This window comes from Nocardia sp. PLKS1-43, assembly GCF_059510335.1.
In genome coordinates, this window is sequence record NZ_JCAJZQ010000017.1 from 1 (window position 1) to 12,650 (window position 12,650).

12 protein-coding genes and 1 tRNA gene are annotated in these 12,650 nt (G+C 67.8%); 9 read left to right on the forward strand and 4 right to left on the reverse strand.

All coding sequences use genetic code 11. The features are described 5' to 3' along the window. Nucleotides 1–4: 4 nt before the first annotated feature. Nucleotides 5–75 (reverse strand) — tRNA-Gly (locus AC5WS7_RS36545). A gap of 255 nt (nt 76–330) precedes the next feature. Between AC5WS7_RS36545 and AC5WS7_RS36550 the strand changes: the two genes are divergently transcribed. The 9 genes from AC5WS7_RS36550 (at nt 331) to dcd (ending at nt 8,559) form a co-directional block, all read left to right on the forward strand. Next, the gene (locus AC5WS7_RS36550) at nt 331–474 is read left to right on the forward strand and encodes a hypothetical protein (protein ID WP_495959222.1); all 144 of its coding nucleotides are present in this window, start codon (nt 331–333) and stop codon (nt 472–474) included. A gap of 43 nt (nt 475–517) precedes the next feature. Then, nucleotides 518–1,309 (forward strand): hypothetical protein, encoded by a 792-nt coding sequence (locus AC5WS7_RS36555; RefSeq protein ID WP_495959223.1) that lies wholly within the window; start codon nt 518–520, stop codon nt 1,307–1,309. Nucleotides 1,310–1,397: 88 nt separating this feature from the next. Further along, complete coding sequence (locus AC5WS7_RS36560; RefSeq protein WP_495959224.1) at nt 1,398–2,390, forward strand: ketopantoate reductase family protein; 993 nt, start codon at nt 1,398–1,400, stop codon at nt 2,388–2,390. A gap of 334 nt (nt 2,391–2,724) precedes the next feature. Further along, entirely contained in the window at nt 2,725–3,717 is a 993-nt protein-coding gene (locus tag AC5WS7_RS36565) for an alpha/beta hydrolase (RefSeq protein WP_495959225.1), read from the forward strand. Between the two features lie 2 nt (nt 3,718–3,719). After that, nucleotides 3,720–4,628, forward strand: coding sequence for an SDR family NAD(P)-dependent oxidoreductase (locus AC5WS7_RS36570; protein ID WP_495959226.1), 909 nt, complete (start codon nt 3,720–3,722; stop codon nt 4,626–4,628). 1 nt (nt 4,629) lies between these two features. After that, nucleotides 4,630–5,550: a ferritin-like domain-containing protein gene (locus tag AC5WS7_RS36575; RefSeq protein ID WP_495959227.1), complete on the forward strand. Its 921-nt coding sequence runs from the start codon at nt 4,630–4,632 to the stop codon at nt 5,548–5,550. A 35-nt stretch (nt 5,551–5,585) separates the two neighbouring features. Beyond that, nucleotides 5,586–7,082, forward strand: coding sequence for a flavin-containing monooxygenase (locus AC5WS7_RS36580; RefSeq protein ID WP_495959355.1), 1,497 nt, complete (start codon nt 5,586–5,588; stop codon nt 7,080–7,082). Between the two features lie 82 nt (nt 7,083–7,164). After that, a complete protein-coding gene (locus AC5WS7_RS36585; RefSeq protein ID WP_495959228.1) occupies nt 7,165–7,962 on the forward strand; it encodes a MerR family transcriptional regulator in 798 nt (265 codons plus the stop codon). A 9-nt stretch (nt 7,963–7,971) separates the two neighbouring features. Beyond that, the gene (gene dcd, locus AC5WS7_RS36590) at nt 7,972–8,559 is read left to right on the forward strand and encodes a dCTP deaminase (RefSeq protein ID WP_495959229.1); all 588 of its coding nucleotides are present in this window, start codon (nt 7,972–7,974) and stop codon (nt 8,557–8,559) included. A gap of 69 nt (nt 8,560–8,628) precedes the next feature. On the opposite strand, the gene AC5WS7_RS36595 is transcribed toward dcd, so the two are convergent. The 3 genes from AC5WS7_RS36595 to AC5WS7_RS36605 form a co-directional block, all read right to left on the reverse strand. Beyond that, on the reverse strand, nt 8,629–10,269 hold the full coding sequence (locus tag AC5WS7_RS36595) for a purine-cytosine permease family protein (RefSeq protein ID WP_495959230.1): 1,641 nt from the start codon (nt 10,267–10,269) through the stop codon (nt 8,629–8,631). Nucleotides 10,270–10,398: 129 nt separating this feature from the next. Beyond that, nucleotides 10,399–10,947, reverse strand: coding sequence for a YdcF family protein (locus AC5WS7_RS36600; RefSeq protein WP_495959231.1), 549 nt, complete (start codon nt 10,945–10,947; stop codon nt 10,399–10,401). Between the two features lie 22 nt (nt 10,948–10,969). Then, nucleotides 10,970–12,550, reverse strand: a complete 1,581-nt coding sequence (locus AC5WS7_RS36605; RefSeq protein ID WP_495959232.1) for a S53 family peptidase — start codon at nt 12,548–12,550, stop codon at nt 10,970–10,972. Between the last annotated feature and the right edge of the window lie 100 nt (nt 12,551–12,650).

Sequence of the window (12,650 nt, forward strand, 5' to 3'; positions counted from 1 at the left end):
GGAGAGCCGGTGACGGGAATCGAACCCGCACTCTCAGCTTGGGAAGCTGATGTTCTACCACTAAACTACACCGGCGTTGCCGCGAGGGGCTGGGGGAACGATAGCAGATCGGGGGGCGGTGGGGGCAATCCGGCTGATCAAGAGGGTGGCTGGGGCGGATCACGTTCGGTGGGCGGCGGGGTGGAGGCGGGGTCGGAGTCGGGGTACCGTCCTTTTGTGACGATGGTGGGCTGCGTGGCGCCGGCCTCGGATCATGTTGAGCAGCAGGAGAATTCGAAGTGAATTGCGGAACCGGGGAGCAGGTTCTCGCGTACCGGACGAGGTGTTCCCGTGCTGACGATCGACCCGGGGACCTATCGTTACAGCACCGATACCGCGACGATCCACGACATCTGCGCGCACGCGGTGACGTGGGCGTTCGAGCTGGAGCGCGCCACCGGACAGCGGCCGCGGCGAGCGAACTTCCGGATCTGACCGGCGCGATACAGACAAGGGACACAACAGGTTCGGAGTACTCATGACCCCCGGCACACCTACCGGCTATCAGCACTGGACCCGCCTGCCTGTCGGCTACCTGCCCGTTTACCGGCGCGGCACGTTGATCGGCTGTCTGTGGGCATCCCCGAATCAGCACGCCGCGGGTTTCGAGCGCCGGCTCGCGGTGGCGGGCGCTGATCTGGACTGCCTGATCGCCTGGGAGGCCAGGCTGAACGAGGCGGCCGCGGCCGGGCTGACGCCGCGTGCCGCGATCGAGCGATGGATCGGCGCACCCGAGGACGCGGTCGCCGGAATCGTTCCGCCGCAGAGTGTTACCGCCGAGTCGCCGAGCCTGACCTGGTTGTGGGAGCAGCTCAATCCGGACGGGCCGCCCCTGGGCGAGGGGCCGCTGATCCAGGACGGCGCATATCCCGACGGCACGCCGGTGGACCGGGAGCAGGGCTGGGGTCCGCTGGTGAGCGTTCCGCTGGAGAGCTACGCCGACACGACCGGCGCGCCGGTCCGATATCTGCCGGTCCGGCTGAATTCGGATGTGGTGGGCTATGTCTGGGCCGCGGTCTCCGACGACGCGGCCGGCTACCTGCCGTGCGCGCGGGCCGGACGCGCCGGTGAGATCGCGGCGGGCCTGTGGCGGATGCGTCTGAGCGATGCCTACCGCGCCGGACAACCCGCCACCGAGGCGCTGCGCGGGTTGACCGGCTTCGGCCACGACGAATTGTCCGGTATCGCAGGGCCGGACGTCCCCGCGGATCCGGCTCCGGGCCTGGCCGCGTTGCGGCGGCTCGCCGAGGCTCCGGCGAGTGGCCGGTGAATCGGCGACCGCGATGCGCGGACCGCGGTCAGGATCAGGATGAGCGCTGGTCGTGTGCGCGTGCTCGATCGCACCTAGCATCGCCGATATGCGATACATCATCATCGGGGCGGGTGCGGTCGGCGGTGTCATCGGCGCGCGACTGATTCAGGGCGGCAACGACGTGGTGCTGGTCGCCCGCGGTGCGCATCTGGCGGCCCTGCGGGACAACGGGCTACGCCTGGTCACCGTCGAAGGCGCCGAGACGCTGCCGGTGCGCGCCGTGACGGATCACGCCGAACTCGGCGAGCTGCGGGCCGACGACGTGCTGGTGCTGGCGGTCAAATCGCAGGACACCGGCGCGGCCCTGACCCAGTGGGCCGCCGCGCCGGTGGCGGGCGGCGGGACCGCCGCGGACCGGCTCGCGCTGGTGTGCGCCCAGAACGGCGTCGAGAACGAGCGGGTCGCGCAGCGGATCTTCCGCACCGTGTACGGGATGTGCGTCTGGTTGCCCGCGACGCACCTGGAACCGGGCGTGGTGGTCTCGCATACCGCTCCCATGAGCGGCATCCTGACACTCGGCCGCTATCCGCGCGGAAGTGATTCCACGATAACGGAATTCGGTAAGCATCTGGCGTCGACGGCGTTCCTTGCCCCGGTCGTCGAGGACGTCATGCGCTGGAAATACGGCAAACTGCTCAACAACCTCGGCAACGCCCTGATGGCCCTGCTCGACGACAGTGGCGAACCGGCGCAGGACCTGTGGCAGGGCGCCCGCGCCGAGGGCGAGGCGGTGCTGGCCGCGGCCGGGATCCCCTACACCGACGAGGCGGAACGTCAAGAGGTACAAGGCGATCGGATGCGGTTGCAGCAGATCGAGGGCGTCCCCCGGCTGGGCGGCTCGACCTGGCAGAGCCTGGCCCGCGCGACCGGCTCGGCCGAGGTCGACTACCTCAACGGCGAGATCGCACTGCTCGGACGCCTGCACGGGGTGCCGACCCCGATCAACGACCTGCTGCAGCGACTGGTCACCGAATACGCCCGCGATCGTCGCGAGCCGCGTGATCTGGCCCCGAGCCGGTTGCGCGCGATGCTCGGGTGAACCGACCGCCCGGTAGGCTTCGGGTGAACGGATCACGTTGCCCCCCAGCCTGTTTCGGCCGCATAGGAGCTGATATCCGGGTGGCCTGACGTCGATGCCTGGGACGGCGAAACATGTTGCCGTGCAGATATTTTCAGTTCGACAGCGGCGACGCCGATCCGCGCTGTTGTCGGCCGCCTGATCGCGCGGCTGGTGGCCCGCAGGTGGTCGCTGGCGATCGCGATCGGCCGCGCGAGCACGACGGCCGACCGTCGGCACAACGATCAGCGGGCGCAAAAATTGCAGAATTGAATGTGCCATTGACAACTGGCACATTCGCTGTGATGCTCGGAGCATGACGAGTACAGGGTCAACGGTGACCCCTGACGCCGGGCTGCCGAGGGCCGCGTCGTTGCGGGCGCAGGTCGCGGCGGTGGCTTCGGTGGCCGGGTTGCGGCAGGTCAATGGGCTGCTACCGGCGAACCGGGCGGGCATCTGGGCGGGACGCGGGCTGATTGCCGCGGTGATGGCGGCATTCGGGCCGCCGCTGCCGGGCACCGCGGTGGTCGAGGTTCGCTCCGGCCACCTGGGCGGGGAATGGGTGCGTGCGGCCGGGGTGGAACACGGCGAGCGGGCGATCTACTACATCCACGGCAGCGGATATGTGGTGGGTTCGGCGCGCACGCACCGCGGGCTGGCCTCGCGGCTGTCGAAGGCCACCGGGCTGCCGGTGTTCCTCGTCGACTATCGACTCGCACCCGAACACCGATTCCCGGCGGCCGCCGACGATGTCGCGGCCGGTTATCGGTGGCTGCTCGAAAAAGGCTACCGGGCAGGCGATCTGGTGATCGGCGGTGATTCCGCGGGTGGGCATCTGGCGCTGGATCTTTTGCTGCACAACGGCCGCACGGGTATCGCGCAGCCCGCGGGAGCGTTCATGTTCTCGCCGCTGATGGATCTCACCCTCACGCTCGCCGAACAGCGGGATCGGCGGCGCCCGGATCCGATGGCTCCCGCGCGGGCCGGTCGCCGGCTCGTGCAGCTGTACACCCGCGGACAGTGCCCGGCCTCGCCGCGACTGCGCCTGGACATCGCGCCCGGTACCCCGCTGCCGCCGCTGTTCGTGCAGGCCAGCGCCGAGGAGATGCTGTCCGATGACGCGCGGCGGCTGTACGAGATGGCCGTCGCGGCCGGCGCCCGCTGCGAGCTCGAAATGTGGCCCGGCCGCATTCACGTCTTCCAGGCGTTGCCGTTGCTGGTGCCCGAAGCCGGGCTCGCACTGCGCCGCACCGCGAAATTCGTCCGCTCCGCACTCGCGGAAACCTCTGTCCGGGAACGGGTGAGCTGATCATGCGGATACTCGACGACCTGCTGGCCGCATTCGGCGGCAATCGCCGCTCGCACGGCGCCAAGGCGGTGGTGACCGGTGCGGGCAGTGGTATCGGACGCGCGTTCGCCCTCGAATTGTCCGCGCGCGGTGGCGAAGTGGTGTGCGCCGATATCGTCGAGGCGCGTGCGCAGGAAACGGTCCGAATGATCCGGCGCGTCCACGGCCGCGACGCGCACGCGGTCGTCTGCGACGTCTCCCGGCGTGAGGACGTGCAGAGCCTGGCCATGCACGCGGAGCTGATCTTCGCCGGACCGCCCACCCTGGTGGTCAACAACGCGGGTGTGGGCATCGGCGGAAAACCCGTGGGGGAGATCGGCTTCGAGGACTGGGACTGGGCCCTGGGCATCAACATGTGGGGCGTGGTGCACGGCAGTGAGATCTTCGTGCCCAGGCTGCGCGCGGCCGGGCGCGGCGGTGTCATCAACGTGGCCTCGGCGGCCGGATTCGCCGCCGCGCCCTCGATGGGCCCGTACAACGTATCCAAGGCCGCGGTCATCTCACTGTCCGAGACCATGGCCGCGGAACTGTCCGGCAGCGGCGTCGCGGTGACGGTGCTGTGCCCGACCTTCGTGCGCACCAATGTCGCCAGGGACGGCCGCATCACCGCCGCCTCCCAGCAGTTGGCCGAAACCCTCATGCGCTGGACCGGTTTCACGCCGGAGCAGGTGGCGCGCACCACCCTCGACGCCAACGACCGCGGCCGGCTGTACGTGCTGCCGCAGCTGGACGCGCAGGTGATCTGGCACCTCAAGCGCCACTTCCCCGCCCTCTACACACACGCCCTGGGCGTGCTGAACCACCTTCTGCCGCACGATGCTCCGGCATCGATCGAGGCGGCGGAGGGCAACGATACGAAGACAGGAGTCTGAGATGTCCTTCGACTTCGACGATATGCTGGCCAAGATCAAGTCCCGGCAGTGGGCGCTGGCCGACATCGATTGGGACGCACCGGGAGCCGAGCTGATCGAACCCGACCTGCATGCCCGGTTGCAGCCCTTCATGGCCGATCTGATGTGGATCGAGAACGTCGGCGCACGGGGTTTCGCGGCCATGGCAAAGAAGGCTCCGACCGAAACACTGAAGGAGATCTACCGGTACTTCCACGCCGAGGAGCAGCGGCACGCCAACGCCGAACTCGCCCTGATGCGGCGCTGGGGCATGCTCGACGGTGACGAGATTCCGGAGCCGAACGTCAACGTCAAGCTGGTGATCGATTTCCTGGACAAGTATTCCGACGGGATGTCGCTGTCCTTCCTGGGCACCGTGATCCCGATGCTCGAGGTGGCCCTGGACGGCGCGCTGATCAAATTCATCACCGACGAGGTCGCCGATCCGGTCGCCCAGGAGGTGTTCAAGAGGATCAACAACGACGAATCCCGCCACCTGGCAACCGATTACGCGGTGATGGATCTGCTCGGCCACGCGCCGCTGCGCAAACTCGCGATCGATATGGTCGGCGGCTGGTGCAAGCCCTCGCTCATCGTCGGCACGCTGAGCTACATTCCGCTGCTGAACAAGATGCGCGACAACATCGTCGCGATGGGCGTCAGCGAGGAGAAGTTGTACGGCGCGATGCGCCGGTACGCGAGTGTGGGCGAGCGCAGCGAGTTCGTGCGGCGGCTGCCGATGTTCCAGTTCGTCAAGCTGCACAGCAACTGGGTCGTGCATCGCGACCACCCGTACCACCTGTTCGCCGACGCCATGGTGAAGCTGACCGCGCACTATCCCAAGGCGCTGCTGCGGCCACAGCCGACGTGGTCGAAGGAACTGACCTACGAGCCGGTCGCGTGAGCGGGCCGAGCGGGGCGTCGCGGGGCGAGACGCAGATGCTGGACGTGGCGATCATCGGAGCGGGTTTCGCCGGAATCGGCACCGCGATCAGGTTGCGGCAGAAGGGAATCGGCAACTTCGCGATCTTCGAGCGGGGTGACCGGGCCGGCGGCACCTGGCGGGACAACACCTATCCGGGCGCGGCCTGCGATATCCCCTCGCGGTTGTACTCCTACAGTTTCGCGCCCAATCCGAACTGGTCGCGGACCTATTCCGGCAGTGCGGAAATTCTCGGGTACATCGACACCATGGTCCGGGAATTCGGGATCGCGCCGCGAATCCGTTTCGGTCACAACGTGGCCGGGGTCGATTACGACGAGGCCGACGGCACCTGGACGCTCTCCTTCGGTGGACGACGGCGAAAAGTCAAGGCGCGCAGCGTCGTTCTCGCCTCCGGCCCGCTGGCGAATGCGAGCCTGCCCGCGATCGAGGGGATCGAGACCTTCGAGGGTCACAAGATCCACAGTGCCCGTTGGGATCACGACTACGACTTCACCGGCAAGCGGGTGGCCGTGGTGGGCACGGGCGCCAGTGCGGTGCAGATCATTCCGGAACTCGTCCGGCGGGCCGGATCGGTCAAGGTGTTCCAGCGCACGCCCGGCTGGGTGTTGCCGCGCGTGAACCGGGAGACGAACGCGCTGACCAGGCGCCTCTACCGGCAGTTGCCGATCACCCAGTCGCTGGCCCGCGAGGCGTGGTTCTGGGGGCACGAGTCCGTCGCGCTGGGCGTGGTGTGGAACACCCCACTGACCCGGGTGGTCGAATCGGTTGCCCTGCTGCACTTGCGAACTCAGGTGCGCGACCCTTGGCTGCGGCGTCAGCTGACCCCGGACTTCCGGGCCGGGTGCAAACGCCTGCTGATGAGCAGCGACTACTATCCGGCGTTGCAGCGGGACAACTGCACGCTGGTGACCTGGCCGATCGCCGCGATCAGCCCGCGTGGTATCCGCACCGCCGAGGGCATCGAGCACCGTTTCGACTGCATCGTGTTCGCCACCGGTTTCGAGGTGTCCAAGACCGGTTCGCCGGTACCCGTCACCGGCCGGGACGGGCGGCTGCTGGCGGACGAATGGCGCAGGGGCGCATACGCGTACAAGAGCGTGACGGTCGCGGGTTATCCGAATCTGTTCCTCACCTTCGGCCCCAACTCCGGACCCGGACACAACTCGGCGCTGGTCTACATGGAGGCCCAGATCGATTACCTGACCGATGCCATCGGCCTGATCCTGGACCGGGATCTGCGCGCCCTCGAAGTGCGCCGGGACCGGCAGGACCGCTACAACGCCCGGCTGCAACGCCGGCTGGCCGGCACCACGTGGAATTCCGGTTGTCGCAGTTGGTATCTCACCGAGGACGGGTTCAACGCCACCATGTACCCGGGCTTCGGCAGCCAGTACACGCGGGAGCTGGCGCGGGTGAACCCGGAAGACTTCGTCCTGACGCCGGCCCACGCGCCCGGCGAGCGGCGGCCGGTGACCACGGCCACCGGTTAGACTCGACGAAGTACGACGCCCGCGCCGCGCCCGGCGGCCGGGTATTCCGGTGCCCGACAGCGAAGGGAATGGAGATCCTCGAATGGCGGAATACCGCATCGACGATCTCGCCCGAGCCGCCGGGACCACCTCCCGCAACGTGCGCGCCTACCAGGAGCGCGGGCTGCTCCCGGTGCCGGTCAAACGCAGCGGCCGCGCCTTCATCTACGACGATTCGCATCTCGAGCGGCTGAAGATCATCGACGCGCTGCTGCAGCGCGGGTTCACCATCGCGCACATCGCCGATTTCATCACCAGCTGGGAGACCGGTAAGGATCTGACCGAGATCCTCGGCCTGCAACACGCGGTGACCGCGACGTGGGGTAAGGGCGAGACGCTCGAGGTGCCGCGCGAGCTGGTCTCCACCGTGCTCGGCGAGCAGGACACCGGAATGCCCGATCCGGACCTGCTGGCCCGTCTCAGCGAACTCGGCCTGGTCCGGCTGCACGAGGAGACCGTCGAATTCACCGAACCAGAATTGCTCACCACCTTCGCCGAGCTGCACGGATACGGTATCGGCCTGCGCAGGTTGCTGGATCTGTACTCGGCGGTGATCAGCCGGGTGGACGATATCGCCGAACTCATGGTCACCGCGGCCAAGGACCACCTGGTCGCCGAGCACGGCCCCGGCTGGCTGCCCGAGACCAACGCGGAGATCGCCGAGACCACCCAGATGCTCAACCACCTGCGCGAACTGGGCGTCACCGCGGTGCACACCAGTCTGGCCCAGTCCCTGGACCGGGTGCTGCGCTCCGAGCTCGGTGATTACCTCGCCACGGCCGCGCTGCGCCGCGCGGCGGTCTCCACCACCCTCGATCCAGGCGCGGTACGTCGCGACTAGGATTCCAGCGTGCTGCTTTCCGATCGCGACATTCGTGCCGAGCTGGCCAGTGGCCGGCTGGGGCTGGAGCCGTTCGAGGAGAGGCTGGTGCAGCCGTCGAGTATCGATGTGCGGCTGGACCGGATGTTCCGGGTGTTCAACAACACTCGCTACACCCACATCGATCCGGCGCAGCGCCAGGACGAGCTGACCAGTCTGGTCGAGCCCACCGAGGGCGAGCCGTTCGTCCTGCACCCGGGCGAATTCGTGCTCGGCTCGACGCTCGAGGTGTGCACCCTGCCGGACGATCTGGCCGGGCGGCTCGAGGGTAAGTCGAGTCTGGGCAGGCTTGGCCTGCTCACGCACTCCACGGCCGGATTCATCGATCCGGGATTCTCCGGGCACATCACCCTGGAGTTGTCCAACGTCGCGAATCTGCCGATCACGCTGTGGCCGGGGATGAAGATCGGCCAGCTCTGCCTGCTGCGCCTGACCAGCCCCGCGGAGAACCCCTACGGAAGCAGTGCGGCCGGATCCAAATATCAGGGTCAGCGTGGTCCGACCCCCTCGCGGGCCTACCTGAACTTCCCGCTGCCCAAGCCCTCGGCGACCGCCTGAACGCGGACGCACCCCGGCCGCGAGTCCGCGCGAGGCGGCTCCGGGCGAGGTGCGTCGGCGCTTTGCGAATCAGTGCCCGGGCAGGACGTGTTCGCCGGACTTGTCGGTGGACAGCGCCAAGGAGCTGATGTACTGGATCTCGCCCTCCGGGCCGGGAACCGCGGAGGCGATCATGTCCGGGCGTTCGAACTCGACCCCGGTGACGTGGCAGGTGAGGGTCTGCCCGGACGGGTTGCCGTGCTCGTCGAACATCGGCAGATCGATGCCGTCGTCCGTGCGCCGCAGGTAGTAACGGCCCTTGGTGAGCACCGCGGTCAGCGGGGTCAGCACGAAGGCCAGCACCACCGCGACGATCGGCGAATACGGTTTCAGGGTGCCGCCGAACGCGCCGAAGAAGGTCAGGATGGACAGCACCGCCGCCGCGCCGAATCCGACCAGGCCCACCGGGTTGAAGTTGTACAGCATGCCGCGCCGGAATTCCGGCTGCTTCGGCGAGATCTTCAGCAGATACTTGTTGACCGCGATATCCGTTGCGACGGTGACGATCCAGGCGATGCCGCAGTTGGCGTAGAAGCCGAGGATATTGTTCAGGAAGTCGAACATGTTGGCTTCCATGAGAATCAGTGCGATCGCCAGATTGACGCCGAGGAATACCAGACGGCCCGGGTATGTCTTGGTGACCCGGGTGAAGGAGTTCGTCCACGCCAGCGAGCCCGAATACGCGTTGGTCACATTGATTTTGATCTGACTGATGACCACGAGCACCACCGCCAGCGTCATGGCCAGCCAGCCCGGCACCATATCGCGGTAGATCTCCAGGAACTGATGTACCGGCTGATTGGCGATCGATTGCGCACCGGGAAGATTCGCGATCAGGTACACCGCGAGGAAAAGGCCCACGATCTGCTTGACCGCGCCGAAGAACACCCAGCCGGGTCCGGCGAGCAGCATCCAGCCCCACCATTTACCTTTGTTCTCCGGTGTTTTCGGCGGCATGAAACGTAGATAGTCGATCTGCTCGGCGATCTGCGCGATCAGCGACAGGCATACCCCCGCGGCCAGCAACGCGCCGGTGAGACTCACTCCGCCGCCGTCCTTGCCGCCGTAGGCGAAGAAGCTGCGCACCGAATCCGGGTGCCGCACAAGGAGAAATACGAACGGCAACACCATCAGCAGCAGCCACAGCGGCGTCGTCCACACCTGCAGTTTGGCCAGGGTGTTCATGCCGTAGATCACCAGCGGGAAGATCAGCAGGGTGGAGGCCAGATATCCCAGCCACAGCGGAATATGGAGTCCCAGTTGCAATCCCTGCGCCATGATCGAGCCTTCGGTGGCGAAGAAGATGAACGTGAACGACGCGAACACCAGATTGGTGATCACCGACCCGTAGTATCCGAATCCGCTGCCGCGGGTGATCAGATCCAGATCGATGTTGTAGCGCGCGGCATAGTAGGCCAGCGGAAATCCGGTCAGCATGATGACGACCGCGAAGATACCGATGCCGAGCAGCGCGTTCCCGGTGCCGTTCGCGATGCCGACATTGGCACCGATGGAGAAATCGGCCAGGTAGGCGATGCCGCCCAGGGCCGAGACCCCGACCACGGCCGGACTCCATTTCCGATAGCTGCGCGGCGCGAACCGCAACGTGTAGTCTTCCAGTGTTTCCTTCGTCGCGGTGGCTTGCACCCGGCGATCCTCGACCTCGACCACGTGAACTCCCTCGATCCCGGCCTGTGTGAGCAGGCTCTGGGCAGAGCGTGATTCGCCAATGTGCGGGCGCGTTTGCCGGGCCGTTACGGATGGGTTACTTCACACCCGTAACGGCCGATTCGGCTGGGCTCAGCAATTCTCGGTGACGGCCTTCACATATCCGACCGATTGATACAGGAAGTTGTACGCCCACCGCCACAACGAGATGGGCGGATGCGCGTCGACCACGAGAATTTCCCCGCCCCAGCATTTTCCGAGCACATAGCGAGCCCGCGAGATGTGCGGGGTGAACGTCACCACGATCACCCGCCGCCAGTGTCCCGCCCGCGCCCGCTCGGCCAGCGCGCGGCCCTCGCCGAGCGTGGTGCGCGGGTCCGGGTCGAAGCAGTCCACCTCGACCCGGTACCCGCCGTGACAGATCCGGTTCATCAGCGGGCTGTGCTCGTACGGGTCCGAGAACAGCACCAGCGGCGCGTAACCCTGCCGCGCCAGCCGCAACCCCAGTTCCTCGCGCCCGTCGTGCGCACCGCCGAGGACCAGGATCGCGTCGGCACGCGCGGGCGAATCCACTTGCGGCCGAACATAAACCGGCCACAGCGCGGCCACCGCTACCACCACGGCTACGAGCACGACGAGCACGGCCCGCCTCGTTCCGGCTCCGCCGTGCCGCTGTGACATCCGCCGATCGTAACCAGCGTGGTCAGCTCGCCCCGTAGATCAGGTACTGCCGCACGACTTCGAGCAGCTCCGCACCCTGCGGGACGCCGAGCCCGGTGCACGCGTCCCAGCCCGAACCGGCGCGATACAGCCCGTTGGTGCCCTCGGTGATATCCCGGAAACCGGCCGCGACCTGCCCGGCGGCCACATCCCGGTACAGCGCGGGCGCAAGCAGCCCGACCCGGGTCTGCAACAGGTCGGCGATCCGGCAGATCAGCCCGGCCCACAGCGGGGCCGAGGCGCTGGTTCCGCCGAATACCGCGTTCTGGCCGGCGAACCGGACGATATAGCCGGTTGCCGGATCGGCCACGGCCGCGACGTCGGGGAGGCCGCGTCCGGTGCGGCCGTCGCGCGGCGGCACACCGGCCCGCGCCTGCCAGGCGGGCAGTCCGAAGGTCGCGCTGATCCCGCCGCCTCCGGCGTTGCGGAATCCGGGGCCGTGCCAGACCGATTCGCTGTCGACGACTCGGGTGTGCCGGTCGGCGTACAGCGTGGTGCCGCCGACCGCCAGAACGTGCGGGCTCGACGCCGGGAAACTGACGTGCGGGCCGGGCGCGGGGTCCTGGGACCGGCTGCCGTCGTCACCGGAGGACACGCAGACGGTGATGCCCAGCGCCGCCGCGTCGGCCAGCGCGGCGTCGATCGCGGCCAGCGCCTGCCCGGTCCACGACTCTTCGGGCAGTCCGTAACTGATGCTGATGACCGTCGGGGTCACTTCGGCGAACGTCGCCGCGGCCAGCGCGTCGACGATGCCCCGGTCCGACCACGTCGAGAAGTACACCCGCAATTCGGCCCCCGGCGCCACCGCGCCAAGCACCTCGATGTCCAGTGCGGTCTCACCGGCGGCCGGTGCGGCGTTGCCGCCGTTCGATATTCCGTCGACCGACACCTCGGTGATCTTCGGCTCCGCGATGCCGAGTTCCTCGAAGTAGGCGGTGATGTCCGCGGGATCGAAGCCGCCCTCGAATTCGAGGATCGCCGCGCTTTGCAGCTGCCCCTGCGCGTCGGGGAAGCGGTAGATCTCCGCGAGGCCGGTCGGGGTGTACTGCTCGGTGTCGACGGTGGCCGTATCGGCAGCGCGCAGATGTGGCCGCAGTTGCGGGCGATCGTCGAGGCCGAGCACGGCCGTGACCACGCCCGCCAAGTCTGCCGGAGTGGAAAGCCCGCCCGCGCGCATGCGGTGTTCGACGCGCTCCCCGGCGATCGGATGCGGTGCGCTCACCCGCAGCAACTCGGTGCCGAACAGCCGCTGCGCCACCGACGCCGGTGCGCTCGCCAGCACCCGGCGCGATCCGGGATGCTGCTCGAGGATCGTGGCGCCGGCCGATTCCAGCGTCGAGACGACCAGTTCCAGATCGGTGGGGTCGGCCCCGAACTGTTCGGTGAGCTCCGGGCCCGACACCGCGCGCGGGCCGGCGACCAGATCGGCGGGCAGTTCGGCGCGGCGGCGCAGCACCACCGTGAATTCGACGGTCGTGGCCGGATCGACCGGGCCGAGTATTTCGACTCCGGCCGGCGCGGTCCGCGCACTCCCGGGTAGTGCGGTTACGGCGACATCGGGCATCGGCGGATTCTCCGTTCACACGAAATGCGAAGGAGCGCTGTCATTTCGGATCCCCCCTCGCGACAGGGCTCCAGCGTAGCGCAACCTGCGATCTGCGCCA